General features: G+C 71.3%; 27 protein-coding genes. 6 read left to right on the top strand and 21 right to left on the bottom strand.

Features of this window, described 5'->3' with window-relative positions; translation table 11 throughout:
• Positions 1 to 21: 21 nt before the first annotated feature.
• From MKK70_RS10490 to MKK70_RS10445, 10 genes are read right to left on the bottom strand one after another with little or no spacing between them, the layout of a single operon-like run.
• Positions 22 to 957, bottom strand: coding sequence for a choline kinase family protein (locus tag MKK70_RS10490; RefSeq protein WP_147726775.1), 936 nt, complete (start codon positions 955 to 957; stop codon positions 22 to 24).
• Positions 958 to 983: 26 nt separating this feature from the next.
• Positions 984 to 1,934 carry a phosphotransferase family protein gene (locus MKK70_RS10485; protein ID WP_147726773.1) on the bottom strand — a complete coding sequence of 317 codons (951 nt, stop codon included), beginning with the start codon at positions 1,932 to 1,934 and terminating at the stop codon, positions 984 to 986.
• Positions 1,931 to 3,214: a Zn-dependent hydrolase gene (locus MKK70_RS10480; protein ID WP_243947461.1), complete on the bottom strand. Its 1,284-nt coding sequence runs from the start codon at positions 3,212 to 3,214 to the stop codon at positions 1,931 to 1,933. The genes MKK70_RS10485 and MKK70_RS10480 overlap by 4 nt, the downstream gene beginning before the upstream one ends.
• Positions 3,189 to 3,941 carry a DeoR/GlpR family DNA-binding transcription regulator gene (locus MKK70_RS10475; protein WP_147726769.1) on the bottom strand — a complete coding sequence of 251 codons (753 nt, stop codon included), beginning with the start codon at positions 3,939 to 3,941 and terminating at the stop codon, positions 3,189 to 3,191. The genes MKK70_RS10480 and MKK70_RS10475 overlap by 26 nt, the downstream gene beginning before the upstream one ends.
• A gap of 46 nt (positions 3,942 to 3,987) precedes the next feature.
• Positions 3,988 to 5,541, bottom strand: a complete 1,554-nt coding sequence (locus tag MKK70_RS10470; protein WP_243938703.1) for an amidase — start codon at positions 5,539 to 5,541, stop codon at positions 3,988 to 3,990.
• Between the two features lie 35 nt (positions 5,542 to 5,576).
• Positions 5,577 to 6,311 carry an ABC transporter ATP-binding protein gene (locus MKK70_RS10465; protein WP_147726766.1) on the bottom strand — a complete coding sequence of 245 codons (735 nt, stop codon included), beginning with the start codon at positions 6,309 to 6,311 and terminating at the stop codon, positions 5,577 to 5,579.
• Entirely contained in the window at positions 6,308 to 7,045 is a 738-nt protein-coding gene (locus tag MKK70_RS10460; protein WP_147726764.1) for an ATP-binding cassette domain-containing protein, read from the bottom strand. The genes MKK70_RS10465 and MKK70_RS10460 overlap by 4 nt, the downstream gene beginning before the upstream one ends.
• The gene (locus MKK70_RS10455) at positions 7,042 to 8,118 is read right to left on the bottom strand and encodes a branched-chain amino acid ABC transporter permease (protein WP_243936785.1); all 1,077 of its coding nucleotides are present in this window, start codon (positions 8,116 to 8,118) and stop codon (positions 7,042 to 7,044) included. The genes MKK70_RS10460 and MKK70_RS10455 overlap by 4 nt, the downstream gene beginning before the upstream one ends.
• Positions 8,119 to 8,123: 5 nt before the next feature.
• Positions 8,124 to 8,990: a branched-chain amino acid ABC transporter permease gene (locus MKK70_RS10450; RefSeq protein WP_147728981.1), complete on the bottom strand. Its 867-nt coding sequence runs from the start codon at positions 8,988 to 8,990 to the stop codon at positions 8,124 to 8,126.
• A gap of 6 nt (positions 8,991 to 8,996) precedes the next feature.
• Positions 8,997 to 10,244: an ABC transporter substrate-binding protein gene (locus MKK70_RS10445; RefSeq protein ID WP_243947459.1), complete on the bottom strand. Its 1,248-nt coding sequence runs from the start codon at positions 10,242 to 10,244 to the stop codon at positions 8,997 to 8,999.
• A 128-nt stretch (positions 10,245 to 10,372) separates the two neighbouring features.
• Here MKK70_RS10445 and MKK70_RS10440 point away from each other — a divergent pair, with 128 nt between their 5' ends.
• Positions 10,373 to 11,179 (top strand): NmrA family NAD(P)-binding protein, encoded by an 807-nt coding sequence (locus MKK70_RS10440; RefSeq protein ID WP_243947457.1) that lies wholly within the window; start codon positions 10,373 to 10,375, stop codon positions 11,177 to 11,179.
• A gap of 9 nt (positions 11,180 to 11,188) precedes the next feature.
• Here the strand turns inward: MKK70_RS10440 and MKK70_RS10435 are convergent, their stop codons facing one another.
• From MKK70_RS10435 to MKK70_RS10420, 4 genes are all read right to left on the bottom strand, one after another.
• A complete protein-coding gene (locus tag MKK70_RS10435; RefSeq protein WP_243947455.1) occupies positions 11,189 to 12,073 on the bottom strand; it encodes an MBL fold metallo-hydrolase in 885 nt (294 codons plus the stop codon).
• Between the two features lie 97 nt (positions 12,074 to 12,170).
• A complete protein-coding gene (locus MKK70_RS10430) occupies positions 12,171 to 12,776 on the bottom strand; it encodes a cyclase dehydrase (protein WP_243947453.1) in 606 nt (201 codons plus the stop codon).
• The gene (locus MKK70_RS10425; RefSeq protein WP_243947451.1) at positions 12,773 to 13,945 is read right to left on the bottom strand and encodes a zinc-dependent alcohol dehydrogenase; all 1,173 of its coding nucleotides are present in this window, start codon (positions 13,943 to 13,945) and stop codon (positions 12,773 to 12,775) included. Before MKK70_RS10425 ends, MKK70_RS10430 begins: the two co-directional genes overlap by 4 nt.
• A 439-nt stretch (positions 13,946 to 14,384) precedes the next feature.
• Positions 14,385 to 16,481 carry an OPT family oligopeptide transporter gene (locus MKK70_RS10420; RefSeq protein ID WP_243947450.1) on the bottom strand — a complete coding sequence of 699 codons (2,097 nt, stop codon included), beginning with the start codon at positions 16,479 to 16,481 and terminating at the stop codon, positions 14,385 to 14,387.
• Between the two features lie 394 nt (positions 16,482 to 16,875).
• On the opposite strand from MKK70_RS10420, the gene MKK70_RS10415 reads away from it, so the two are divergent.
• Genes MKK70_RS10415 through MKK70_RS10405 form a run of 3 tightly spaced genes read left to right on the top strand, consistent with a single transcriptional unit; the run spans position 16,876 to position 19,018 of the window.
• Positions 16,876 to 17,136 (top strand): hypothetical protein, encoded by a 261-nt coding sequence (locus MKK70_RS10415; RefSeq protein ID WP_243947448.1) that lies wholly within the window; start codon positions 16,876 to 16,878, stop codon positions 17,134 to 17,136.
• Positions 17,133 to 18,083, top strand: a complete 951-nt coding sequence (locus tag MKK70_RS10410) for a methyltransferase (RefSeq protein WP_243947446.1) — start codon at positions 17,133 to 17,135, stop codon at positions 18,081 to 18,083. Before MKK70_RS10415 ends, MKK70_RS10410 begins: the two co-directional genes overlap by 4 nt.
• Positions 18,080 to 19,018: an L-histidine N(alpha)-methyltransferase gene (locus tag MKK70_RS10405; protein ID WP_147843612.1), complete on the top strand. Its 939-nt coding sequence runs from the start codon at positions 18,080 to 18,082 to the stop codon at positions 19,016 to 19,018. The genes MKK70_RS10410 and MKK70_RS10405 overlap by 4 nt, the downstream gene beginning before the upstream one ends.
• Here MKK70_RS10405 and MKK70_RS10400 read toward each other — a convergent pair.
• Entirely contained in the window at positions 18,993 to 19,283 is a 291-nt protein-coding gene (locus MKK70_RS10400; RefSeq protein WP_243947444.1) for a hypothetical protein, read from the bottom strand. The genes MKK70_RS10405 and MKK70_RS10400 overlap by 26 nt on opposite strands.
• Positions 19,284 to 19,346: 63 nt before the next feature.
• Entirely contained in the window at positions 19,347 to 19,529 is a 183-nt protein-coding gene (locus MKK70_RS10395) for a hypothetical protein (RefSeq protein ID WP_243947443.1), read from the bottom strand.
• 161 nt (positions 19,530 to 19,690) lie between these two features.
• On the opposite strand from MKK70_RS10395, the gene MKK70_RS10390 reads away from it, so the two are divergent.
• Positions 19,691 to 19,864, top strand: a complete 174-nt coding sequence (locus tag MKK70_RS10390; protein ID WP_187274918.1) for a hypothetical protein — start codon at positions 19,691 to 19,693, stop codon at positions 19,862 to 19,864.
• A gap of 430 nt (positions 19,865 to 20,294) precedes the next feature.
• Here MKK70_RS10390 and MKK70_RS10385 read toward each other — a convergent pair whose 3' ends face one another.
• Positions 20,295 to 20,789, bottom strand: a complete 495-nt coding sequence (locus MKK70_RS10385) for an Hsp20 family protein (RefSeq protein WP_147728833.1) — start codon at positions 20,787 to 20,789, stop codon at positions 20,295 to 20,297.
• Positions 20,790 to 20,938: 149 nt separating this feature from the next.
• On the opposite strand from MKK70_RS10385, the gene MKK70_RS10380 reads away from it, so the two are divergent.
• A complete protein-coding gene (locus MKK70_RS10380; RefSeq protein ID WP_243947441.1) occupies positions 20,939 to 21,943 on the top strand; it encodes an alpha/beta fold hydrolase in 1,005 nt (334 codons plus the stop codon).
• Positions 21,944 to 22,143: 200 nt separating this feature from the next.
• Here the strand turns inward: MKK70_RS10380 and MKK70_RS10375 are convergent, their stop codons facing one another.
• From MKK70_RS10375 to MKK70_RS10360, 4 genes are all read right to left on the bottom strand, one after another.
• Entirely contained in the window at positions 22,144 to 22,572 is a 429-nt protein-coding gene (locus tag MKK70_RS10375; protein ID WP_243947439.1) for a hypothetical protein, read from the bottom strand.
• A gap of 205 nt (positions 22,573 to 22,777) precedes the next feature.
• On the bottom strand, positions 22,778 to 23,038 hold the full coding sequence (locus MKK70_RS10370; protein WP_243947437.1) for a hypothetical protein: 261 nt from the start codon (positions 23,036 to 23,038) through the stop codon (positions 22,778 to 22,780).
• 111 nt (positions 23,039 to 23,149) lie between these two features.
• Positions 23,150 to 23,476, bottom strand: a complete 327-nt coding sequence (locus MKK70_RS10365) for a DMT family transporter (protein WP_147729248.1) — start codon at positions 23,474 to 23,476, stop codon at positions 23,150 to 23,152.
• Positions 23,473 to 24,627 (bottom strand): SDR family oxidoreductase, encoded by a 1,155-nt coding sequence (locus MKK70_RS10360; protein ID WP_243947435.1) that lies wholly within the window; start codon positions 24,625 to 24,627, stop codon positions 23,473 to 23,475. The genes MKK70_RS10365 and MKK70_RS10360 overlap by 4 nt, the downstream gene beginning before the upstream one ends.
• Positions 24,628 to 24,662: the final 35 nt, after the last annotated feature.

The following is a 24,662-nucleotide window of genomic DNA, read 5'->3' as shown; positions in this document are numbered from 1 at the left end:
AGTCCCCGTGCGGGGCGCCGATCACAGACGCTTCAGCCAGCGCAGCCAGTCCGGATGGTGGAACAGGGTGCGGGCGCGCATAAGCTTCCAAGTGCCGTACTTGTAGAAGTCGAAATCGAGCAGCGAGACCGTTTCCTGGATCATCGCCCAGGTCGACCACTTCAGGTCGGCCAGCGCCTTCAGCACCTGGATACGCGTGGCGATCACCGGGTCCCAGCGCCCGAAATAGACTTCAATCATCTCGCGCTCGACGCCGTCCGAGAACGCCATCTCGTCGAACCACAGGGCGAGTTCGTAAGCGCGCTCGTTGTTCGAGGCGTATTCGAAGTCGACCAGCATGACCTGGTCATGCTGGTCGATGAGGAAGTTGCCGGCGAGCGTGTCATTCATGCACGGCACGAGGTCGAGGCCGGACGCCAGAAGCGCCGCCTTCGCCTCGCCGTAGCGCCGCATCAGGAACGGGGCGTCCTCGGGCTGGCGCCCACCGACCTCGGCGACCTGCGCGACGTGTTCGTCGATCATATCGAACACGGTCTTGGTCAGGCTCAAGGGGCCGGAATCGTTGAAGGTCTTCAGCGCCCGCACCGTGTTTCCGCGGACGGCCGGCCGCAGGAAGTCGAGGTTCGAGGTGGCGCGAAAGCCCTCGAGGAAGGCGAAGATCTCGACGCCGGGGTCGGGCAGGAAGTCGACCACCTCGGCGCCGACGCCGCTCGCATGGGCCTTCCGGCTCGCCTCGACGGCCACCGTTCGGGTGATGAACATCTCGGTCCCGCGCCCCGGCACCTTCACGAAGAAGTCCTGCGCGGCGCCGGACGAGACCTGCCAGTTCGCATTGCTGATCCCGCCGGAGACCGGGCGATAGCGAAGTGCGGCGCCTTGCCAGCGCGGTACACGCGCGAGGATCGCCTCGAGATCGCGCTCGGCCGCGCTCAGCCCGTCGCCCAGGGCCTTCCACATCGTCGTCCTCCCCTCGTGGCGTCGTGTTAGAGCCCGCGGAGCCAAGCTTCGAAATCCCAGGCCCCGGTCGTCGTGCGGGCGTGAAACAGCCGCCACTGGCCGTACTTGAAGAACTCGATGCCGCCGCGTGGGGCTGTCACCGCGCGCACGATGCCCCACAGACCCCACATCACGTCGTCGACGGCGCCATAGAGTCGGCAGCGGGCGAACAGGCGCGGGTCGCAGGTGCCGGCATAGGCCTCGATCGCCGCGCGGCGGCCGTCCTCGAAGCGGCAGACCTCGTTGATCAGCGCGCCGACCTCGAACCAGGGATCGGCATCGCCCGCGAGGTCGAAGTCGACGAGGTGGATATCCGCGCCGGCAAGCATGATGTTGGAGGCGACGCCGTCGTTGCGGCAGGGTGCGAGGCCGATGCCGGATGCCTGCATTGCCTCGCCGATGAGACCGCTCGCCGCGATCAGCTCTCCGGTCCCATCTGGAAGCGGCGCGCCGACGGCCTCCGCCTCGCGGGCCAATGCCGCGATCCGGGCGAAGGGGCAGAAGCGATGGCCGAAGGGAGCCTCCCCCTGAAGCCGGCGCAGCGCCGCCAGCACCGAGGCCAACGTGTCCGCATCTTGCAGGTCGCCGACGCGGGCGTAGCGCCAGGGATCGGGGAGCAAGTCCAGGCCGAGGATGCCCTCCCCGACGATCCGCACGGCCGGTCCGAGGCCCAAGGCGCCGGCGCGCTCGGCCGCCCGCACCGCGACCGCGGTGACATCGTCGGCCATGTCGGCGTGGCGAATCTTGAGGAAGACATCCGCCTCGCCCTCAACGGCGACCAGTACGCAATCCGAGGCCGTCGCACGGTGGCTCGGTGAGGCCACGGGCGCGGCGGCCAGCGCGTAGCGGAGCGGCCGGCCCCGCCATTCGGGGATGCGGGCAAGCGACGCCTCGACGCGATGCTCGAACGGCGTCTCGGGATGTCCGACCGCCTTCATCGCGCATCGCCCCGGATCGCACGCTCGGGCGATCCGCCGGCGCGGCAGAGGCGCTCGGTCGCGCGCAGCATCACGGCAAGACCGGCCTGCATGTCGGAATCCAGGGTCATCTCGGCGGCGTCGTGGGCGATGCCATCGACGCTGGGCACGAAGACGAGGCCGATCGGGCAGGCGCCGAGCAGGCTGAGGGCATCGTGACCGGCCACCGTGTCCATCGGGATCGCCCGGTGCCCGGTCTCTTCGGCGGCGAGGGCCATGAGATCGCGCATCGCTCCGGGGAGCGGGCGGATCGGGCGCTCGACGCGGGCGAGGATCGCGAGGTCGGTGCGGGCGCGCTCGGCCGCCGCGCGGAGCGCCTCGTCCGCGAGCGCACCGGCTTGGTTGAGGATGGCATCGTCGGCGGAACGGATCTCCACCGAGAGTTCGACGCGGGACGGGACGACGTTGGCGGAGTTCGGCGCGACCCGGATGCGGCTGACCGACGTGTGCACGCGGCCCGGCCAACGATCGGCGATGGCGCGCACCTCTGCGATGGCGTAGGCCCCCGCCAGCAGGGCGTCGCGACGCAACGGCATCGGGCACGGCCCGGTATGGGCCTGCGCGCCGGTGAAGACCGCGTCGATCTTAATCGCCCCCCAATTGCGGGCGACGATGCCGATGGTCGCGCCGGCCTCGGTGAGCACCCTGCCCTGCTCAACATGGAGTTCGAGGTAGCAGGCCGGGAGCGGAGGTGCCGGATCGATGCCGCGATGGCCGATCGCCCTCAGGGCTTCGCCCAGCGTCACGCCGTCGTCGTCGCGGATCGCCAGCGCGTCCTCGGGACGGTGATGGCCGACATAGCTGCCGCTGCCGAGCAGGCTCGGCCGGAAGCGGGCACCCTCCTCGTTGGTCCAGTTCGCGACGCAGAGATCGGCATCGGACGTGGCGCCTGCCACCTCGGCCCGCAGGAGGGTGGCGGCCACCCGCAGGGCGATCGCCACGCCGAGCGCGCCATCGAAACGACCACCCTGGGGTTGGCTGTCGAGGTGCGAGCCCAGCATCACCAGCGGGGCGTCGGGTCGGCCAGCGAGCGCAAACAGCCCGAACTGGTTCCCGACCGCATCGGTGCGCATCGCGCCCCCGAGATCGCGGACGATCGCCGCGAACACGTCGCGCGCCTCACCGTCTTCCGCGCTGCCGCAGAGCCGGTGAACGCCGCCGCCCGCGGTGGCGCCGCACGCCGAGAAGCGGTCGAACAGGTCGTGCAGGCCGGGATCAACCGGCGATAAGATCGATGTCATGACGCGTGAAGCGATCCAGGAAGGCGGCGGGCGGCGCGCGGTCGGTGACCACGCTAAGCGGGTCGGACAGGTCGAAGGTGCAGAGGTTGGCCTGCAGCCCGAACTTGTGGGAATCGGCCAGGATCACCGAGCGCCGGGCCTGTCCCCGCAGCGTCCGCCGCAGCACCGACTCGTGCTCCTCGTAGTCCATCCAACCGCGGTCGAGGTCGCAGGCCGAGATGCCCATGAAGACGATGTCGAAGAAGTAGCGCCGGGCGTAGGCGACCGTCTCGTAACCAACGAGCGCGTTGTCCTTGGGGCGGAGCGTGCCCGGCGTCAGGTTGACCCGCGACGGCCCGCCACCGAGCAGCAGGGCGACGTCGATCGAGTTCGTGGTCAGCGTGAGATTGCGCTGGATCAGCCGCCGCGCCAGCGCCAGCGTCGTCGTGCCGGTGTCGATGAAGATCGACATGCCGTCGTGCACCAGCCCCTCGGCGATCGCGGCGACCCGCGCCTTCTCGCGCGGGTTGGTCTTGCCGCGCTCGATAAGCGGCCGGTCCTGGTCGAGGCGCGGCGCCACGGCGCCGCCGTGGATGCGCCGGAGCAGCCCACGCGTCTCCATCAGCTTGAGGTCGCGCCGGATGGTCTCCTCGGACACCTTCAGGAAGGCGGCCGCCTCCGCGACCCCGACGCGGCCGGTGCCGTGGAGGCGCGACAGGATCTCCTGATGGCGATGGTCCGTCAGCATCCGAGCGCCTCATCTCCGATTCGCCGTCCGATGCGGGGCGAACCCGTCAGCCAGCCGCTTCCAGAGTCGGAGCCAGGCGATGGTGTGTCGCCGCCTCATAGGCGTAGGCATAGCCGAGGAGGTCGGCCTCGCTCCACATCCGCCCGACGAAGATCAGGTTGAACGGCGCGTCCGACGCGTAGAAGCCCGCGGGGACCGTGACGCCGGGGAGCCCGGCGATGTTGATCTCGCAGACGGTGGTCTCGTTGATCGCGCGGCCGCCGTGGAGCGGTGGGAGTTCATCGCGCATCTGCGGGAAGACGAGGCCGTCGAGGCCGTGCTCATCCATGACGCGCTCGAAGATGGCGAGGTAGGCCTCGCGCACGGTGAGAAAACTCGAGAGGTCCGGCGGGGCGGACGGGTCGGCGAGGATGGGCGCGAAGGCGCGGATCGCGTGCAGGTAGTGAAGCACGCCACCCGGCGCGAAGGCGTCCTCTGCCTTCGTCGCCTCGGCGAAAGCGTCGACGTCGCGGAGCGCCGCGCTGGGTCCGAGCCGCGTCAGGTAGAGTTGCAGGTCGTAGGCGACCGATTCCATGCCACGGGCGTCGAAATGGTTGAGCCCCGGTGTCGGCTCGCCGAGGTCGGCGAAGCCCGAGCCGGCGAAGGGGTCGGCGATGAGCGTCGCGCCGCAGGCCGCGATCTCGCCTTGCGCCCGCGCGTAGAGCGCGGTCGCCTCGTCCGAGAGCGGCAGGTCGCGCCAGCCAGGCCCGAACAGGCCGAGGCGCTTGGACCTGAGCGCGTCGGTGGAGAGTTTGCTCGTGTAACCGCCCTTCGGCCGGCGGCCGATGCCGGCCACCGTCTTCGGGTCGGCGGGGGTGTAGCCGGCGAGCACGTCGAGCGTCAGTGCGGCGTCGCGCACGCAGCGGGCGATCGGGCCGACCACATCGCGGGTCGAGCCCGCCAGCGGCACGACACCGGCATTGGGGACCAGCGCGAAAGTCGGCTTGATGCCAACCAGCCCCTGCGCCGAGGCCGGGTTCTGGATCGAGCCGCCGGTCTCCTCGGCGAGCCCCAGCACCGCGAAGCTGGCGCCGACGGCGGTGGCCGTGCCGGCGCTGCTGCCGCCGGGCAGACTGTTCGGGGCAGCCGAGTTCAGGGTCGGACCGGCCCAGCTGTCGTTGGCATGGCTGCCCGTAGCACTCAGCACCGGGACGTTGGTTTTGCCGAGCATGACGCAGCCGGCCGCCCGCATCCGCGCCACGACCGGGGAATCGGTCTCGGGGATCAGATCGACGCCGCCGGCCTTTGCGCTCAGGAAGTGCCAGCCCGCGGTGGTGGGCAAGCCCGCCATGTCCATCGGGTCCTTGATCACCACCGGTATGCCGTCGAGCGGCCCGAGCGTCGTGCCCGCGATGCGGCGGGCATCGCTGGCGCGGGCGTCGGACAGGGCCTCCGGGTTCATAACGATGAGCGCATTGTAATGCGGATTGTGCACCGCGATCCGGTCGAGGAAGGCCTGCGTCAGCACCTCCGACGTGACGCCCCTCGCAAACGCGTCGGCGGCGTCCGCCACGGTCATCTCGACGATCTCGATCTCCGGAATCATCTGTGCCGAATCCATCGTTGCCCTCTTTCGGTGTCGGTTTCGGGCCTCGATCAGGCCATGCCGACGAATTCGTCGATCATCGCTCGGTCGCGGGCGACCTCGGGCGGCACCTCGCGGGTGATCATCCCTTTCTGAAGGATGAGCACCCGGTCGGAGAGGCCTGAGATGAAGGACAGGTTCTGTTCCACCAGCAGCACGGTCAGCCCGCGGGCACGGGTGATGCCCTGGAGCGTCTCGATGATCTCCTCGATGATCGAGGGCTGGATGCCCTCGGTCGGCTCGTCGAGGAGGATGATCTTCGGGCTCGCGCAGAGGCAGCGGGCGAGCGCCAGCAATTGCTGTTCGCCGCCCGAGAGCGCGCCGCCGGGCCGGTCGAGATAGACCTTCAACCGCGGGAACACGTCGAGGATCGCAGCGATGGTGGCGTCCTCGGGCGTGTTCGCCAGCAGGCAGCCCATGCGCAGGTTCTCGCGCACGCTCAAGGCGGGAAAGATTTCCCGCCCCTGCGGGACGTAGCCGATCCCGGCCCGCGCCCGCGCGGTGGGCGAGGCCCTGGTAATCTCGTGCCCGCCGAAGCGAACGCTTCCGGCGGTGGCCGGCAGGTAGCCCATCAGCGTGCGCAGCAGCGTGGTCTTGCCCATGCCGTTGTGGCCGAGGATACCGACCACCTCGCCGTCCGCGACCGACATCGTGATGCCGCCGAGGATCGGGATGCGGCCGTAGCCGGCATGCAGCCCCGCGACGGAGAGGAGCGGAGCCTTCGGGATCGGGTGAGGACCGTTCATGCCGCCTGCTTGCCCAGATAGACGTCGCGAACCCGCTGGTCGGCGAGCACGCGCCCGACCTCGTCCTCCATCAGGATCTTCCCCTGGTTGAACACCGTCACGGTCTTGGCGATCATCCGGATGAACGGCATGTCGTGCTCGACCACGATGACCGCATGCGTCCGGTTGATCTCGCGGATCAGGTCGGCGGTCCGGTGGACCTCCTCGTGGGTCATGCCGGCGGCTGGCTCGTCGAGCAGGATCAGTTCCGGCTCCTGCGCCAGCACGGTGGCGATCTCGACCCATTGCCGCTGGCCGTGGGCAAGCTGGCCCACGAGGCGTCCGGCGATGTCAGTCAGCCGGAGGCGTTCCAGCGTCTCGTCGACGATCCGCCTGGTGCGGGCGAGCGACTTGCGCCGGCAGCCGGCGATGAAGACGTTCTCGTGCACCGACAGGCCGTTGAAGACGTTGGGCACCTGCGTCTTGATGCCGACCCCGAGCCGGGCGATCGCGTGCGGATGCGCGGCGGTGATGTCGGTGTCGCGGAAGCGGATGCGGCCGGCGCTCGGCGTCAGCTGTCCGGTGAGCATCTTGAAGAACGTGCTCTTTCCCGCGCCGTTCGGCCCGATCAGGCAGCGCAGCTCGACCTCGTTGAGGGTGAAGTCGACGGCGTTCACCGCGGTGACGCCGCCGAAACGCATGGTCGCGCCCTCGGCCCGCACCAGCGGGCGAGCGGGCTTCGGGCCTCCCGTCATCGGCCGGTCCCTTCGGCAAGCGCCGGCTTGGGGGTCGGCGGCTCGGCGGCCGGCGGCGCGGCGCTCGCGGTGACAAGCCCGGTCGCGCGCTGCACGAGGCGGCGCGCCACCGGCACGAGGCCCTCGGGCACCAGCAGCACGAAGCCGACGAGCACGATCCCAAGGCCGAGATTGGGATCGAGCATCGACTGTCCGCCCGCGGTGATGATCAGCGCCTGGATCAGCACCGCCCCGAGCATCGGACCGATCAGGGTGCCGAGCCCCCCGACGAGGACGAAGATGATCACCTGCGCCGACATCGACAGGCCGAACACCGTCGGACTGATGAAGCCGCCCCAGTTGGCGTAAAGGCAGCCGGCGAGCCCCGCGATCCCGGCTGAGATCGTGAAGGCGAGGAGCTTGTAGAGGCGCGGGTCGTACCCGATCAGCTGCGCGCGGGTCTCGTTTTCGCGGATCGCGACGACCACGCGGCCGAAGCGGCTCGCTAGGATGGCGCGCAGCAGCACGTAGACGCCGATCAGCGCGCCCATCGCCACGCCCCACAGGCCCTCGATGTCGAGCGGATCGCCGGGATCTCCGATCGGATTGATCACCGGGACCGCCGGGATACCGTTGAAGCCTCCGAGCTCCGCCTGGCCGATGCGGTACTGGCTGCCCGAGGTGGCGTTGAACAGCTGGAACAGGATCACCGAGACGGTGAGCGTGATGACGCCGACATAAGCGTCGCTGATCCGCCCGAAGAACATGAAGTAGCCGAGGGCGGCCGCAAACAGCATGGGCACCGCGATGGCGATCAGGATCGGCAGCGTGCTGTCGCCGAGATTGATCACCGAGACGGCATAAGCGTAGCCGCCCAGGCCTAAAAACGCCGCCTGCCCGAACGACATGATGCCGCCGTAGCCCCAGACGAAGCCCTGGCTCAGCGCGAACATCGCGAGCGCGGCGAACCCCGTCATCTGTACGAGGCCGAAGCTGTCGGTGAGGTGCGGCGCGCCGACGAGCAGGGCGAGGCCGCAGACCAGAACCGTGAGGAAGCCGGCGGCGCTCGCGAACCGTCCGGAGCGGGAGACCATGGGGTTCATAGGCTGCGCCTCAGGAAGCGGCCGGTGATGCCCTGCGGCAGCACGCGGATCAGCAGGATCGCGGCCAGCAGCAGCACCACGTCGCCGATGACCGGCGTGGTCCGGAAGGCGACGAGTTCGTTGATCGTGCCGAACAGGCCGGAAGCCAGCCCCGTGCCGGTGATGATCGCCGGACCGCCGCCGAGCACGGTGATGAAGGCGCGAGCGATGTAGGCGGCGCCCATCGCCGGCGAGACGCCGGAGATCGGCGCGAGGACGCCGCCGGCGAGCCCGGCGAGGCCTGCGCCGAGCGCGAAGGTCGCCATGTAGATCTGGTCCGGCGAGACGCCGAGTGCGGCGGCCATCTTCGGGTTCTGCATGGTCGCGCGCAGGATCAGCCCGAAGCGGGTCAGCCGAAGCAGCGCCAACATGCCGCCGAGCGCGGCAAGCGCGACCGCGATGATCACGAGGCTGTAGAGGCTCGCGCCATACCGCCCGATCTCGAAGCTGCCGACCGGCGTCGAGACCCCGCGCACGACGTTGCCGTAGAGCGTGGTCACGAGGCCGATCAGCCCGAGGCTGATGCCCCAGGTGGCGAGCATCGTGTCCATCATCCGCCCGTACAGGAAGCGGATTACGGTGCGCTCGATCACGAGGCCGATCAGGCCGACGACCAGCGGCGGCAGCACGAGCATCGCCACCCAGACGTTGATGCCGGCATCGACCGCCACGACCGCGGTGTAGGCGCCGAGCATCATGAACTCGCCGTGGGCGAGGTTGATGATCCGCATCATCCCGTAGATTACGCCGAGACCGAGCGTGATCAGCGCCAGCGTGGCGATACCGGTCAGAACGTTGAACCCGAGGAGCCCGACGAGATCCATGCCGGGTCAGCCCTTGAGGTCGGGGGTGAACTGCTTGTTGGTCTTGGGGTTCTTCAGGAGGTCGCAGGCGCCGCCTGTGTCCGACGGGAACTGGTCGGGGAAGGTGGCGAGCAGCTCCCAGGCCTTGTCCTTGGGACGCGCGAGGTAGGTGTTGCGGATGGTGTGGTGGGTCGCCCCATCCATCGTCACCTTGCCTGTGGGGCCTTCGTAGGAAATGCCCGATTCCAGCGCAGCGACGACCGCGTCGCGCTCCACCGAGCCGGCCTTCTTCACCCCTTCCGCCCAGAGCATGATGCCGTCGTAGGTGGCGGTGTCGAGCTCGCCGAGATCGGTGAGCTCGGCGCCGAACTTGGCCTGCATCCCCTTCACGAAGTCGATGCTCTTCTGCGCCGGCAGGTTGTTGTACCAGCCGTAGCAGGTGACGATGCCGTTGGTGGTAGAAGTGTCCATGGTGGTCAGCTCGTCGCCGAGACCGAACACGCTGGCGCCCATCGGAATCTTGCCCTTCATGCCGGCGGCGTCCCACTGGCGGTAGAAGCCGGAATGGTTGGCGCCGACCAGCGCCGAGAGCACCAGCTCCGGCTGCGCCTGCTGGATGCGGCTGATGGCGGAGGAGAAGTTCGTCACGTCGAGGGGGAAGAAGTCGGTGCCGGCGACCGAGCCGCCGCCGTCCTTCATGAACTTCGTCATCCAGTTCGCGGTGATGTGGCCGTAATTGTAGTCGGCGGCGACGATGTAGGCTTTCTTACCCCAGTTCTTCAGCGCGTAGTCGACCGTGTGGTTGACCGTCTGGGCCGGGGTCGAGCCGGTGCAGAACACGTTGCGGTCGCAGACGCCGCCCTCGTACTGGGTGTTGTAGAAGTAGAGGGTCTTGGAGCGTCCGAAGATCGGCCGGATCGCCTCCCGCGAGGCCGAGGTGATCCCGCCCTGGATGACGTCGACCTTCTCCTTCAGCGCCAACTGCTGCGCATATTGCGTGTAGAGCTGCATGTTCGACTGGGTGTCGTAGGCGATGATCTTCACGGGGCGCCCAAGCAGACCGCCGGTCTTGTTGATCAGATCGACCGCGTATTCGGTCGTCTCGATCATGCGCCTGCCTTCCAAGCCGAGCGCGCCGGTGCCGTCGAGCAGGCTCCCGAGCATGATCGGCTCGGCGGCCAAGCCGTTGCGAGCGAAGAACGGCATCGCCACGGTGCCCGCAGCCAACGCACCGATCCGGAGGGCGCCGCGCCGGCTGATGCTGTGGTAGTTCATGATAAGCCGCTCCGTTTCCGCGCCGGCCGCGATCCGGTGCCGGGGACGAGCAGGGCTTGGCAAGACCGATGCCAACAATTCCAACAAATCGCACATGCCTGCGTAAGCCGAGATCCGAGCTGACCCGGGTGCGGGTGCTGACCCGCGATCCCGCCAAGGCCCAATTCCCCGCCGGGGTCGAGGTCGCGACGGGCGACCTCCTCGACATCGACGCGCTGCGCCGGGCCTTCGCCGGCGTGCGCACGCTGTTCCTGCTGAATGCGGTGACCGGCGACGAGTTCACCCAGGCGATCGTCACCCTCAACCTCGCGCGCGAGGCCGGCGTCGAGCGGGTCGTCTACCTGTCGGTGTTCGGGGCCGACCGCGCCGTCGAGGTGCCGCACTTCGCGGTGAAGTTCGGGGCCGAGCGCATGCTGCGGCAGATGGGCTTCGGCGCCACGATCCTGCGCCCGACCTACTTCATCGACAACGAGGCGATGATCCGGGACGTGATCGTGGATCACGCGGTCTACCCGATGCCGATCGGCGGCAAGGGCGTCGCCATGGTCGACGCGCGCGACATCGCCGAGATCGCCGCGATCGCGCTGATCCGCCGCGACGCGGCGCCGGGCCCGCTGCCGGTCGAGACCATCAACCTCGTCGGGCCGGACACGCTCACCGGCGCGGGCCTCGCCGCGATCTGGAGCGCGGTGCTCGGCCGCCCGGTCGCCTACGGCGGCGACGATCCGAGCGGGTTCGAGCAGGCCATGGCCGGCACCATGCCGCGGTGGATGGCCTACGAGATGCGCCTGATGGCCGAGCGCTTCGTCGGCGACGGCATGATCCCGGAGGCCGGCGACCGCGAGCGGCTGACCGCGATCCTGGGCCGCCCGCTGCACGCCTACCGCGACGCCGCCGCCGCCCTCGCCGGTCCGGCCGCGCGGGCCGCCGGCTGAGCGGCCGGCTCACGGCGCGCGATAGGCCGATCCGTCGCCGGCGGTCGCCGGGTGGTCGACGTAGCGGCCGTGCCGGGGCACCGCGACGGTCTCGAAGTCCCGCGCCAGGACGTCGAGGCCGCGGCGCATCTCCGCGCCTTCCAGGGCGCGGCCGTGGCCGGTGACGACGCGCTCGGGCTGCAGGACGGCGAGGCTGCGGACCGAGGCGGCGGCGGCGGGCCAGTCGATCGTCAGGTACATCGGCGGCCCGTGGATCTCGAGCTCCTGGACCGCGACCGCGTAGATCGATTCCTGCGCCGTCGTCACGAAGGCGTCCCCGGCGATCAAGGACCGGTCGCCCGGGCGCCAGAGCGAGACGTGGCCGGGGCTGTGGCCGGGGGTGTGGATCCAGCGCCACCCCGGCATCGGCGGCACCGTCCCGTCCTCCGGCAGGGTGACGAGGCGGCTGGCCACGTCGACCGGCTTCGTCGGGTAGAACGGCGACAGCAGCGCCAGCGCGCCGCCGCCGACATTCGGATCGGGCCGCGGGTAGGCGGCGCTGCCGTCGAGGTAGGGCCGCTCCAGCGCGTGGGCGTAGACGGGCGCGTCCCATTCCGCGGCCAGATCCTCCAGCACCCCGACATGGTCGAAATGCCCGTGGGTGAGGACGATGGCCGCCGGGCGGGCGCCCGGGCCGAAGCGTGCCTCGGCCGCGCCCTGGATCAGGCCTTTCGTGCCGGGAATGCCGGCATCGACCAGCACCCAGCCGCGATCCCCGGCGCCGGGCGTGCCGACGAAGACCACGTTGACCATCATCAGGCGGCGATAGGCGAGATCGCCGGCGAGCGTCCTTGTGCCGTCCTCGGCGGCCTTGCCCGCCTGCGCCTCCGGGTCGACCGAAACCTGCTGGACCATGGCCGCGCGTCCTTTCGATGGGGGGCGATGACCGCCTGCCTGCCGACGCGGATCCGATCGGCCACGCGTCTCGCCGACCGTATCATTTGCCGGCAAATCAGATATTTTCCGCCGGCAGGGTTCTTGGCATGCCGCGTGACCCGGAGGCGTCGCCCGACCAGGGCCGCAGGGCCTCGGGAGTCCGGAAATCGTGCGGGACCGCGAAGTCGGCCGCCGCCCCGCGCATGGCCTGCGGCGGACGGGGGAAGCCGCTGCGGCCGCCGTAGTCGAAGGCACCGGGCCGGGAGAGGCGCTTGGCGGCGATCAGCCCCTGGGCACAGACGACGTCGAGCACCGTCACGCCCGCCACCGCCGCCGTCGCGGCGACGCTGTTGGCCCTCTGCCCACGATCGCCCTCGAAGCCCTGGGCCAGGGTCGCGAAGTCGAGGGCGTCGCCGACGACGCGGCCCAGGATCCACGGCGTCGGATCGTGGCTCGTCAGGATGGCGACGCCGGTCGCGACCTCGCGCACGCCGTAGCTGCGCACCAGCGTCTCCCGGCCCTCGAGGCCGAGGGTCCGGCACAGGCCCTGCGCTGCCGCCAGCTCCAGCAGCCCGAGGCCGATCGAGAACCAGCCGAGGCCGCGCGCGAGCGCGTGGTGGCCGGTCCGCGCGCCGCGGCCGGGCGCCGGGCGCGTCGGGGGGGAGGGACGCGCGCCGCTCATGGCCGGATCACCACCTTGATGCAGCCGTCCTGCTTGTCGCGGAAGGTGCGGTACATCTCGGGGCCGTCCTCCAAGCCGACCGTGTGGGTGATGACGAAGGACGGGTCGATCTGCCCCTCCTCGATCCGGCGCAGCAGGTCGTCGGTCCAGCGCTTCACGTGCGTCTGCCCGGTGCGGACGGTCAGCCCCTTGTTCATCAGCGCGCCGATCGGGAACTTGTCGATCAGGCCGCCATAGACGCCCGGCACCGAGAGGATCCCGGCCGGCCGGCAGACCATGATCATCTGGCGCAGGACGTGGGCGCGGTCGGTCTCCAGCATCATCGCCTGCTTGGCCCGGTCGTAGACCGCGTCGACCGCGCCGAGCGCGTGCGCCTCGAGCCCGACGGCGTCGATGCACTTCTCCGGCCCGCGGCCGTCGGTCATGTCGTTGAGCCGGGCGACGATGTTCGATTCGGCGTGGTAGTCGAGCACCTCGGCGCCGCCGGCCCGCGCCATCGCGAGGCGCTCGGGCACCCGGTCGATCGCGATCACGCGCTTGGCCCCGAGCAGAATCGCGGAGCGGATCGCCATCTGCCCGACCGGCCCGCAGCCCCAGATCGCGACCGTGTCTTCCGGCTGGATGTCGCACTGGACCGCGCCCTGCCATCCCGTCGGGAAGATGTCGGACAGGAACAGCAGCCGCTCGTCGGGGATGCCGTCCGGCACCTTGATGTGGGTCGAGTCGGCGAACGGCACGCGCAGATACTCGGCCTGGCCGCCGGCATAGCCGCCGGTCAGGTGGGTGTAGCCGAACAGGCCCGCCGTGGTGTGGCCGAAGGCGGCGTCGCCGAGCGCCTTGTTGCGGTTGGTGCGCTCGCAGACCGAGAAGTTGCCGCGCCGGCATTGCAGGCACTGGCCGCAGGTGATCGTGAACGGGACGACGATCCGGTCGCCCACCTTCAGCGCGGTGTTGTCCTTCCCCACCGCGACCACCTCGCCCATGGTCTCGTGGCCCATGATGTCGCCCGCCTTCATGCCGGGCATGAAGTGGTCGTAGAGGTGCAGGTCGGAGCCGCAGATCGCGCAGCTCGTGACCTTGATGATCGCGTCGCGCCCGTCCTCGATCGTCGGATCGGGAACCGTGTCGCAGCGGATGTCGGTGGTGCCGTGCCAGACGAGGGCCTTCATGGTGCGAAGCTCCCGGCCGCTGCTCGGACGATGCGGCGCATACGGGAGCAACTGCGGTCCCCGGGGTTAGTTCTGTCGGGTTTCGGACCGAACCGGGCGGGCGGCTGGCGAGATATGGGCGGCGGGCCGACGTTTTCGTGCCGGCTCCGGCGACCGAGGCGGATGGGCTTCGGATGCCGCGGCGACCGGAGCGGGTCACGCTTCCTCTCCGGGCTCGGACCTCATCCTGAGGCGCCGCGCGAGCGGCCTCGAAGGAGCCCTCACGGGATCTCGCGCGCTGGAGGGCTCCTTCGAGGCTTCCGCTGCGCGCAAGCACCTCAGGATGCGGATGCGGGTGGGATCGGGGATCGAACGGGGCCGCACGCCCTGCCGGGCAATGGCGAAGCGGTCACCGGAAACCTGCTCTCCCAAAACACCGCACGCACCGGCGCGGCCGTGCCTACGCCGCCGCTTCGTCCGGGTCCGCCCGCGCGGTGAGCCGGTAGAACACGGCGAGGCCGCACCCGAACACGGCCGCGCCGAGCCAGGTCGCGTAAGGGGCGAAACCCGGTCCGACGAGGGCGAGGGACGCGCTGCGCCCGGCCAGGGTGTCGGCGACGGCCAGGATCACGCCGACGAAGCTCTCGCCGACCAGGAATCCGGAGGCGAGGAGGACGCCGCGGCGGCGCGCGGTCTCGGTCGCCGCGCCGGCATCGTCCCCTTGCGCCGCGGCGCGTGCCCGGATCGTCCGCTCGGCGAGCCAGCCGAGGACGCCGCCGACCGCGATCGTCATCTCGACCGAGAGCGGCAGGTACATGCCGATGCCGACGGTGAGCGCGGGGAAGGTGAGGTCGCGCCGCCGCAGCCACGCCTCGACCGCGACCAGCACGGCCCCGAGCCCGGCGCCGATCAGCACCATCGTCCACGGCAGGGTGCCGTGGACGATGCCGCCGGCGATCTGCGAGGTCAGCGCCGCCTGGGGGGCGGGCATGGCGTTGGCCGCCTCCATGCCCTCGCGCGGCAGGGCGCCGACGAAGCCGTAGGCCTCGTAGAGCAGGGACAGCAGCGGCCCGATGACGGCGGCGCCGACCGCGACGCCGATCAGCAGCACCACCTGCTGGCGCCAGGGCGTGGCGTCGACGAGCTGGCCGGTCTTCAGGTCCTGCAGGTTGTCGTTGGCAATCGAGGCCATCGTGACGATGACCGCGGCCACGAGCAGCGCCATCGCGATGACGAAGCGGTCGCCCTCCGGTCCGGCGGAGCGGCCGACCAGCAGCGGCAGCAGCACCGCCGCGGCCATGGCGGTGAGGATGCCGATGCCGGAGATCGGGCTCGAGGACGAGCCGAGGAGGCCGGCCAGATAGCCGCAGGTGGCGGCCATCAGGAAGCCGAACAGCACCGCGAACACGGTCGCGGCCGCGACGAGCCCGTACAGCCCGCCGCCGAGCTCGGCGCCCGATGCGAAGCCGGCGAACAGCCACGCCAGCGGCAGGGTCAGCGCCAGCACCGCGGCGCCGACCCAGGTGATCGGCAGGTCGCGCTCGGCCCGCGGATGGTCCGGGCCGGGCAGGCGCGAGCCGCTGGTCCGGACCGAGGCCAGGGCGGTGGCGATGCTGCCGAGGATCGGGCGGGCGAGCGACCCGACGGTCCAGAGGCCCCCGACCGCGATGATGCCCGCCCCGATCAGGCGGACCTGCCCGGACCACACCGCCTCGGCCATCTCCGACGGCGAGGCGCCCTCCCCCTGCCCGAGCGCGGTCAGCAGCGGCACGGCGACGCCCCAGGCGATCGCGACGCCGGTGAGCAGCGCCAGGCACGCGCCGATCCCGACGAGGTAGCCGACGCCGACGAGCGCCAGGGAGAAGCCGGTGCCGAGGCGGAACACCGCGCTCCCCGCCGCGAGCGTCCCGTGCATCCCCTCGGCCAGCAGCCGGAACCCGGTGGTCGCGAGCCCGATCGCGCCCGCGCCGGCGGCCGCGCCGAGGAGATCGCGCAGGCCCTTCGCGCCGGCCTCGCCCTCGCCGGTGCGCAGCACCTCGGCGGCGGCGACGCCCTCCGGGTAGGGCAGGCCCGCGCGGGTGACGAGCGCGCGCCGGAGCGGGATCGAGAACGCGACGCCGAGCAGGCCGCCGAGGGCGCACACCGCGCTGGTCTGCCAGAACGGGAAGCCGTGCCAATGCCCGATCAGCACCAGGCCGGGCAGGATCAGGATGACGTTGCACAGCGTGCCGGCGGCGGAGGCCTGCGTCTGCACGATGTTGTTCTCGAGGATGCTCGAGCCGCCGAGCAGCCGCAGGCAGCCCATCGAGATCATCGCCGCCGGGATCGAGGACGAGAACGTCATCCCGGTCTTCAGGCCCATGTAGACGTTGGCAGCGATGAACACGACCGTGATCGCGGCGCCGAGCGCGATTCCGCGCGGGGTGATCTCCCGCGCACGCGGCGCGCCTTTGCGTGCACGCGGTGCATCCTGGCGTGCACGCGGGGCATCCTGGGCCTTCGTCACCTGGTTCGCCGCGTCCATCGTGCCCCCGGTCCCGGCCGTCCCGCGCGACATCGACGCGTCGTCCCGAGCGAAACCCGAGCGGCAGGGCGTTTTCTCCCGCCGCGACGCTTTGCCGTCGCGGCCCGGCATGGACGGGATCTGCATTCGCCGCGCCGGGCGCGTCCCACGACGATCCTCGCAAGGCTCGCCGCGCGACGGCCGCTCGCGTCGACCTCGGCTAGTCTGTCGATCGATGCAACGGGCCGAACCATAACCTGCGTTAAGCTTGATTTTTGTCGGCCGCCTCGCGGAACAAGGAATTCGAGCCGAGGTTTCCCCGGCAGATCGGCGGGCTCGGGCCCGATGGGCGCTCCGCCCCGCCGCGCTTCGACACACACAGCCGGGCCTCGGACGGTCGCCGCGCGGGACGCGACGCGGCACGCCCGAGCGATCGTGACAGGTGCGCATGGATCTCTCCACGGACGATGCCAGCCCCCCGCTGGCCGAGCGCTTCCGCGCCTTCCTTCAGACCCCATCCTTCCCTCGCGTCGGCGCCGAGCCCGCCCCCACGCGCGGGCCGATCCGGTCCGTCGTCGGCCGCGACCGGGCGCGCCCGGCGCCATTTCAGGGCCTCCCGGCGATCCCCGGCCAGCCGGGCACGCCGTCGGAGGAGGGCTTCGCGGCGGCCCATGAGCGCGGGCGCCGCGCCGCGGAGCCGTCGCGATGACCGGCCGGCCCGACCCGAACCCCGCCCTGATCGCCCTGGTCGAGCGCCTGCGCGCCCTCGGCTACAGCTTCACCACCGTGACGCCCGCCACCCATGCCCGCGTCAACGCCCGCCCGCAGGCGGCGCGGGCCCGCAATCTGCGCGACGTGTTCGGCTGGAGCCGCCCCTTCGCCGAGGACCTGCTGCTGGCCGACCTCTTCGCGGCGATGCACGCGGCCGGCGTGCTGGTGCGGGACGGCGACGCCTGGCGCTCGGCGATCCGGGTGTCGAGCCTCGACGGCGAGCTGTTCGTCCATTCCGCCTATCCGCCGAGCACGACCGACGTGGTGTTCTTCGGCCCCGACACCACCCGCTTCGTCGCGGCCGTGGTCGATCACCTCGCGCACCGTGCCGCGCCGGTCCGCCGCGCGGTCGACATCGGCTGCGGATCGGGCGCGGCCGGCATCGCCATCGCCAAGCGCGCGCCCGACGCCGAGATCGCGCTCGTCGACATCAACGACGCGGCGCTCGCGGCCGCCGCCACCAACAGCCGGCTCGCGGGCGTCCACGGCACGGTGCCGCGCCGCAGCGACCTCCTCGCGGACGTCGCGGGCGCCTTCGACCTCGTCGTCTCGAACCCGCCCTTCATGCTCGACCGCGCCGGGCGGACCTACCGCGACGGCGGCGGGACCTACGGCGAGGGCCTGTCGCTCGCCGTGGTCGAGGCCGCCCGCACCCGCCTCGCCCCCGGCGGCAGCCTGGTGCTGTTCACCGGCTCGGCGATCGTGGACGGCGCCGACCCGTTCCGGCGGGCTGCGACCGCCGCCTGCGAGGCCGCGGGGCTGGGCTGGACCTATCGCGAGCTCGACCCGGACGCCTACGGCGAGGAGCTCGACGCGCCGGCCTATGCCGAGGCGGAGCGCATCGCCCTCGTCGTGCTCACCGCGACCCGCGGGGCGCCGCGATGACGCCGGCGGACATCGCGGAGCGGGACGCGTTCCGGCGGGACGTGCTCGCCGGCCTGTCCGAGGTGCCGAAGCGCCTGCCGGGCAAGTACCTGTGGGACGAGGCCGGCTCGATCCTGTTCGACCGGATCTGCGACAGCCCCGACTACTATCCGACCCGGCGCGAGATGGCGCTGCTGCCCGCGATCGTGCCGGAGCTCGCCGCCCTCGTCGGAGCGGGCGCGACGATCGTCGAGTACGGCAGCGGCGCGAGCCGCAAGATCCGCACGCTGCTCGACGGCCTCGACCGGCCGCGCCGCTACGTGGCGATCGACATCTCGCGCGCGTACCTCGAGACCTCGGTCGGCACGCTGGCGCGGGACTATCCCGGCATCGCGATGATCCCGGTCGGCGCCGACTACGCCGCGCCGATCCGGCTTCCGGTCGACCTCGGCGGCGGGCCGGTGCTCGGGTTCTTCCCCGGCACCAGCATCGGCAACCTCGCGCCGGCCGAGGCGGAGGCCTTCCTGGCGCGGGCCCGCGACACGCTCGGGCCGAGCCATCTCCTGGTCGGCGCCGACCCGACGCAGGACGCGGACCGGCTGCGGCGGGTCTATGGCGGCTGCGACGGCCTGATGCCGGCCTTGCACCTGAACTACCTGACGCGCCTGAACCGGGAGCTCGGCGCCGGCATCGACCGCGACGCCTTCCGCCACGCGGTCCGCATCCTGCACGATCCGCTGCGGGTCGAGGCCCATCTCGTCGCCGACCGTGCCGACACCTGGCGCTTCGGGACGGACGCGATCCGGTTCGCGGCCGGCGAGAGCGTCCGCACCGACATCTCGCACAAGCATGCGCCGGAGGCGTTCCAGGCGATGGCCGCGCGGGCCGGCTGGACGCCGAAGCGCCTCTGGCTCGACCCGGAGGGCCTGTTCAGCCTGCACCTCCTGAGCCGCTGACGCGTGCCGCCCCGCCCTTCGCCGGATCGGACATGGCAGGATCGGGCATGGCAGGATCGAGCATGGCGGGATCGCGGGCGGGCCACGCGCCGGCTTCGCTGTCCGGCCGCGACCGGGCGATCATCGCCCGGACCTGCTCGACCACGGCGCGGGCCGCCGCCCGCTGCAGCCGCGCTTCCTCCCGCGCCGCGCGCGATCGCGCGATCACGTCCTGAGACTCGGCGATCACGGCATCCGCGGAATCGGGTTCGGGCACATCGCGCATGAAGCGGGTCTATTCGACCCGGAAAAATCCGCAACCACCTAGGTTAAGCGCAACCGAATTCCATCAAGACTGTGTCGATTTTACAGCGACGGCTCGAATATAATCGAGAACGCCCCGGCGCTCGCGTGCATCTTCGAGAGCCGCCCAGAACGACAGCAAGTCGGCCGTTTCACCGGTCGGGTTCGATTTGGCATCGAAGAAGTCGTCGACCGGACAGTCGAGAGCCTCGGCGATCCTGGCGATCATGGCTTCGTTGCTGTGGCCGGCCCCGCCGATATTTGAATTTTGCATACTTTGATGCCCGGTTGACCTATGTTATTGTCCGGCCCGGACCAGCGATCTATCGGGGAACGGGGGCGTGGCATCGATTGCGCGCAACTTTTGCTCAAATCGATGCGAGGGTCAACGTGACGACGGACAAGCTCGACCGCATGGCCGAGGTCTGCCTCGAAGCGCATGCCCTGATCGATGCCGGCGGCACGCCGGCGATGCGGGCGATGATCCGGCTCCTGCTGCTTCAGATCGGCCGGGAGATGGCCCGCCGCCAAGCCGAGCCGCGGGGGAAGCCCCAGGAGCATTGAGGCGGCGCCGCGGGGAAGACGGTCGGATCATCCCGTGCAAGCAGGAAGCCGACATCCCAGCACCCGAGGTCGCGTCGGACGAAGCCGTTCCGGCCTCAGATCGCGTGGGCCGGATGCGCCGTGCCCCCTGCCCCCTTAACTTCCAGCACAGCCGCGGCGGTGCTTCGCGCGATCGAGCCAGCGACGTGGGGTCCGGCCGCCGTCACCCCACCCCGAACGACCGGTGCGCGGCGGCGCGGCAGCGCGGCGATCCCGAAGATGCAACGCATCATGGCGCGAAGGGCAACGTCACGGGCGCCTCGCGGCGCCCCTCGCCCGCCGACGCGAAACCGCCGAGATCCGTTCCGCCGGCAGCATCCCCGACGCGGGCCACGACGAAAAACGCCCCGGCCGGCGGCCGGGGCGCTCCCACGCTCTGCGACGGCGCGGTTTACGCTGCCTTCTGGACCTCGGCCGGGACCTCGGTGGCCGCCCCCTCGATCGCCGGCGCGCGGCTCTTGCCGCCGATGGCGATCTCGATGCGGCGCGGCTTCTTCGCCTCCGGGATCTCGCGGACGAGATCGACGTGGAGGAGGCCGTTCTCCAGCGCCGCACCCGTCACCTGGACGTAGTCGGCGAGCTGGAACCGGCGCTCGAAGCCGCGGGCGGCGATGCCCTGGTGCAGCACCTCGGCGCGACGCTCGGGATCGGGCTTGCGCTCGCCCTTCACGGTCAGCGCGTTCTCCCGCACCTCGATCGACAGGTCGGCCTCGGTGAAGCCGGCCACGGCCACCGTCACGCGGTAGGCGTTCTCGGCGGTGCGCTCGATGTTGTAGGGCGGGTAGGTCGGGACCGCGTCGGACGCCACGAACTGGTCGAGGGCCGAGAACAGGCGGTCGAAGCCGACGGTGGAACGGTAGAGGGGAGCGAGATCGAACTGACGCATAGGACACATCCTCCGTGGAGCAACATGCAGGTTTGAGTCTATGGTCCGCCGCGTGGGCCGGACCGGGCTCGTACCGCCTGACGGCCGGTACGATCGTGATATTGGAGGGGGGCGAGGTGCGTTCAAGACCCGGCCGGACGACGGGAACGATGCGGCAGGACGCCGCACTTCTGAGCCTGCACGACACGCCCGGGAACCCGGTCCCACCCGGCGCCGTGGTGATGGCGGTCGGCACCGCGGACGACTGCACCCTGCGGGCGGCGCGCTGGGCCGCGACGACGCGGACCTGCAAGGGCACGGTCTGCCTTCTCCAGGGCCGGGCCGAGTTCATCGAGAAGTACTACGAGACCATCCGCGAGCTGCGCGCCCGGGGCTTCGCCGTCGTCGCCTTCGACTGGCGCGGGCAAGGGGCGTCGGACCGGCGGGTCGACGACCCGCACAAGGGCCACGTCGCCGCCTTCGACGATTACCGCGGCGACCTGCTGGCGATCCGCGACGCGGTGCTGGTGCCGTTCATGCCCGATCCGCATGTCTGCCTCGCCCACTCGATGGGCGGCTGCGTCGCGCTGACCGGGGCGCTGGACGGCTGGCTGCCGTTCCGGCGGATCGTCACCGTGGCGCCGATGCTGTCGATCCGGATGGTGCGCTCGCCCGCCTTCGCCTCGGTCGCGACGCGGCTGCTGCAGCGCCTCGGCCTCGGCAGCCGCTACGTGCCCGGCGGCGGCCCGGTCTCGATCGCGACGAAGCCCTACCCGAACAACCGGCTGACCCGGGACCCGGCGCGCTACGCCCGCAACGCGGCCGCCGCGCTCGCGGTCGGCGCGGGCGCCGTCGGCGACCCGACCATCGCCTGGACGGCGGAGGCCTTCCGCGCGGTGGCGCGCCTGCGCGACCCGCGCGTGCCGCCGCGGATCGCGACCCCGACGCTGATCCTCGCCGCCGGCTCCGACCCGGTCTGCGGCACGCCCGCGGCCGAGCGCTTCGCCGCCCGCCTCAAGGCCGGCCACATCCTGGTGCTGCCCGACGCCCGCCACGAGATCCTCTCCGAGCGCGACGCAATCCGCGCCGACTTCTGGGCCGCCTTCGACGCCTTCGTGCCGGGCTCGACCGTGCGGGAGACGAAGACGGAGCGGGAGCGATCGGCGACCGCGTGAGGCTGCGCGCGGGCGGGGCGCCGGTCGCGCCGCGAGGCCGGCCGCCGGCGCTTCCCGATGCGGCCGCTCCATGGCCGTCCGACGGCTTCGGGTCGGGGTGGTCGGCGGTCCCGCAGAGTTCGCCATGATCCGCCGTCGAAGGACCGGATCGGGCACATCCGTTCCGGGACACCGCGCCACGACCGGCCTTCGACCGCCCCCTATCGGCGACGGATCTCGAACGTCTCCCAATCGTGTACGACGGTACAGCTCACGGCGAGCGCGTCGTCCGTCGTCGCCGCGCCATCCATGCCGTGCCGCCGAGCGAGGCGCGCGCACTTGTCCAGGGCGCTTCGCGCGACGTTTTCGGGTACGTCGAGGACGAGGCTGGTCGCGCGCTCGAGCGTTCGGCCGAACTCCCCCATGTCGGTGCCGGAGCCCGCATCCCCCGATACCATCGAGGGCTGCCCGTCTGCGCATTCCAGCGTGTAGTGAAAGGTCCGGCGGCCGCGCTTGATGGTAATGACCGGACCCGTCCGGATCGCGTACGCGTTTCCGACCTCGGTCGCGATGCGTTGAGCTGCGTCGCCACAGGCGTCGGCCAGGGCCGGTGCGGCCGCGATGACGAGCAGGAGGGGCAGGCGTTTCATCGTTGGCCGCCACCGTGAAAGGCCGGGTTGCAGCGGTTTGGCGGCGCAGGATCGCAAACGCCTGGGATCGCCAGACGACGCGGATTGCGCACGTCCCCAGCCTGTCGGCTTGGCTCTGCTTCGTTGGGGGCAGCATGGGCCCGTCGAGCGCCAACCCGACGCCTGTCGCGGAACGCCGACACCGGCCCCTCCGTGCGCCGGCCGCTCAGAAGCGCGCGCCACCGGGGAAGCTGAACGCCCGCATCGAGTCTTGCCGCACGTCGCGCAAGTCGGGCGCCATGCCGGTGCGCCCGTCCTGCTTCGCCGCGTTGCCGGGCGGGGCCTCCATCGGCTTGCGGTCCTGGGCGCCGATCTCGGCGGACCCGGCCGCGTCCCGGGGTTTTCCAGGCGTGTCGTCGGCCCGGGCCAAGGCTCCGAAGGCCAGGAGACCGGCGGCGGCGAGCAGGATGCCGGATCCGACCGTCATGCGCGTGGAACCTTCCGACGTTGCAAGCCGGGCTTCCGAATCTCTCGGTGCCCCGCTTAGGCAAATCGTCTTATCGGTTGCCGTCCGCGCGGTCCAGCGCCGGGCGCGGCCTCAGGCCTCGACCCGCGCGCTCGCCAGGATCGCCACGCCGCAGGCGATGACCGCGATGCCGGCGATCATCGGCAGGGTCACCGGCTCGCCGAACAGCAGCGCGCCGCCGAGCGCGGCCCCGACCATGCCGACGCCGGCCCAGATCGCGTAGACGACGCCGATCGGCAGCATGTCCATGCTCGAGGACATCAGCCACAGGGCCGTGCCGTAGCCGAGCGCGACGATCAGGGTGGGGACCGGCCGGGTCAGGCCGTCGGCCGCCTTCAGCGCCAGCGTCGCGGAGATCTCGGCGCCGATCGCGATGGCCAGCGTCAGGTAGGGGCTCATGCGCTGGCCGCCAGCGCGGTGCCGGCCGCGTCTTCCGGCACCGGGGGCGGCACGGCGAACATCTCGATGTCGTCGGCGAACTGCTCGACGATCGTCGCCGCGTTCGCCAGGCACACCGGCAGGTAGGCCGGCAGCCGCGGCGCCGGCGCGAACCCCTCGGCGAGCAGGCGGTCGTTGGCGAAGGTCACGTCGAGGGCGCAGAACGCGTAGTAGGCGCGCACCGCGCGGAGCATCGCCTGCTTCAGCGGCCCGTCGAGGCCGAACACCTCGGCGAAGCGGCGGCGCAGCACGGTGCGGTCAGCGGCGAGGTCGAACGGCCGGAAGGCGCGCACGCCGTCGCTCGGCTCGGCCGCCTCGAAGGCGGCGATGACCTCGGCCCAGGTGGTGCGGCCGCTCATGCCGGCCGAGAGGTGGTAGAGGTCGTGCCGGAGCGTCGGCTTCGTGAGGAGCCCGACCAGCATCTCGGCGACCCAGTCGGCCGGGACGACGTCGACGTGGCTCTCGGGGGCGCAGGGCAGCATGCGCAGGGCGTCGGCGGCGCGCAGCACCCAGAGGATGCTCGAGCTCGGCCCCGCGCCGAGGCTGGCATGGCCGACGACGATCGAGGGCCGGGCGACGACGATCGGCAGGTCGGGGAACCGCGCCGCCAGCGAGGTCTCGGTCGCGGCCTTGGACACGGTGTAGGCGACGATGTGCCGGGCCTCGGCCGCCGGGTAGTCGGTCTCGGCGACGATCGCCGCGGCGTCGGCGCCGCAGATCATCGCGGTGCCGACGTGCAGGAACCGCCGGAGCTTCGGCATCGCCTGCGCCCGCCGCGCCAGCGCCAGGGTGCCGTCGTAGTTGGTGCGGTAGACCCGCTCGTCGCCCCACCACGAGGTGTCGGCCGCCAGGTGCAGCACGTGGGTGCAGTCGTCGAGGCGCGGATCGCGGTCGAGGTCGGCCCGGGTGAAGTCGCCGGGGACGACCTCGACCTTGCGGGCGAGGCGCTGGGCGGTGAAGGCGTCGGTGAAGCGGGCGAGCCGCGCGGCGATCCGCTGGCGGCCCTGCTCGACGCCGGCGCAGCGCACGAGGCAGACCCAGGTGGCGTCGTCGCCCGCCTCGAGCGCCCGGTGCAGCACCGCGCCGCCGATCAGCCCGGTCGCCCCCGTCAACAGAATCCGTGGCACAGTCCGCCTCCCGCTCTTTG

This window comes from Methylobacterium sp. E-041 (assembly GCF_022829665.1).
GTDB lineage: Bacteria > Pseudomonadota > Alphaproteobacteria > Rhizobiales > Beijerinckiaceae > Methylobacterium.
The sequence above is the reverse complement of the archived record's forward strand: the minus strand, read 5'-3'. Positions and strand labels throughout refer to the sequence as shown.

Excerpts from the sequence above, each read along its gene's own strand:
- MKK70_RS10450 (WP_147728981.1), bottom strand. The coding sequence starts at position 8,990 with ATGGATCTCGTCGGGCTCCTCGGGTTCAACGTTCTGACCGGTATCGCC.
- MKK70_RS10380 (WP_243947441.1), top strand. The coding sequence starts at position 20,939 with ATGCGGCAGGACGCCGCACTTCTGAGCCTGCACGACACGCCCGGGAAC.
- MKK70_RS10485 (WP_147726773.1), bottom strand. The coding sequence starts at position 1,934 with ATGAAGGCGGTCGGACATCCCGAGACGCCGTTCGAGCATCGCGTCGAG.
- MKK70_RS10370 (WP_243947437.1), bottom strand. The coding sequence starts at position 23,038 with ATGACGGTCGGATCCGGCATCCTGCTCGCCGCCGCCGGTCTCCTGGCC.
- MKK70_RS10420 (WP_243947450.1), bottom strand. The coding sequence starts at position 16,481 with ATGTCGCGCGGGACGGCCGGGACCGGGGGCACGATGGACGCGGCGAAC.
- MKK70_RS10465 (WP_147726766.1), bottom strand. The coding sequence starts at position 6,311 with ATGAACGGTCCTCACCCGATCCCGAAGGCTCCGCTCCTCTCCGTCGCG.
- MKK70_RS10470 (WP_243938703.1), bottom strand. The coding sequence starts at position 5,541 with ATGGATTCGGCACAGATGATTCCGGAGATCGAGATCGTCGAGATGACC.
- MKK70_RS10410 (WP_243947446.1), top strand. The coding sequence starts at position 17,133 with ATGACCGGCCGGCCCGACCCGAACCCCGCCCTGATCGCCCTGGTCGAG.
- MKK70_RS10405 (WP_147843612.1), top strand. The coding sequence starts at position 18,080 with ATGACGCCGGCGGACATCGCGGAGCGGGACGCGTTCCGGCGGGACGTG.
- MKK70_RS10400 (WP_243947444.1), bottom strand. The coding sequence starts at position 19,283 with ATGCGCGATGTGCCCGAACCCGATTCCGCGGATGCCGTGATCGCCGAG.
- MKK70_RS10425 (WP_243947451.1), bottom strand. The coding sequence starts at position 13,945 with ATGAAGGCCCTCGTCTGGCACGGCACCACCGACATCCGCTGCGACACG.
- MKK70_RS10385 (WP_147728833.1), bottom strand. The coding sequence starts at position 20,789 with ATGCGTCAGTTCGATCTCGCTCCCCTCTACCGTTCCACCGTCGGCTTC.
- MKK70_RS10395 (WP_243947443.1), bottom strand. The coding sequence starts at position 19,529 with ATGATCGCCAGGATCGCCGAGGCTCTCGACTGTCCGGTCGACGACTTC.
- MKK70_RS10415 (WP_243947448.1), top strand. The coding sequence starts at position 16,876 with ATGGATCTCTCCACGGACGATGCCAGCCCCCCGCTGGCCGAGCGCTTC.
- MKK70_RS10455 (WP_243936785.1), bottom strand. The coding sequence starts at position 8,118 with ATGGTCTCCCGCTCCGGACGGTTCGCGAGCGCCGCCGGCTTCCTCACG.
- MKK70_RS10490 (WP_147726775.1), bottom strand. The coding sequence starts at position 957 with ATGTGGAAGGCCCTGGGCGACGGGCTGAGCGCGGCCGAGCGCGATCTC.
- MKK70_RS10475 (WP_147726769.1), bottom strand. The coding sequence starts at position 3,941 with ATGCTGACGGACCATCGCCATCAGGAGATCCTGTCGCGCCTCCACGGC.
- MKK70_RS10365 (WP_147729248.1), bottom strand. The coding sequence starts at position 23,476 with ATGAGCCCCTACCTGACGCTGGCCATCGCGATCGGCGCCGAGATCTCC.
- MKK70_RS10430 (WP_243947453.1), bottom strand. The coding sequence starts at position 12,776 with ATGAGCGGCGCGCGTCCCTCCCCCCCGACGCGCCCGGCGCCCGGCCGC.
- MKK70_RS10375 (WP_243947439.1), bottom strand. The coding sequence starts at position 22,572 with ATGAAACGCCTGCCCCTCCTGCTCGTCATCGCGGCCGCACCGGCCCTG.
- MKK70_RS10445 (WP_243947459.1), bottom strand. The coding sequence starts at position 10,244 with ATGAACTACCACAGCATCAGCCGGCGCGGCGCCCTCCGGATCGGTGCG.
- MKK70_RS10460 (WP_147726764.1), bottom strand. The coding sequence starts at position 7,045 with ATGACGGGAGGCCCGAAGCCCGCTCGCCCGCTGGTGCGGGCCGAGGGC.
- MKK70_RS10435 (WP_243947455.1), bottom strand. The coding sequence starts at position 12,073 with ATGGTCCAGCAGGTTTCGGTCGACCCGGAGGCGCAGGCGGGCAAGGCC.
- MKK70_RS10480 (WP_243947461.1), bottom strand. The coding sequence starts at position 3,214 with ATGACATCGATCTTATCGCCGGTTGATCCCGGCCTGCACGACCTGTTC.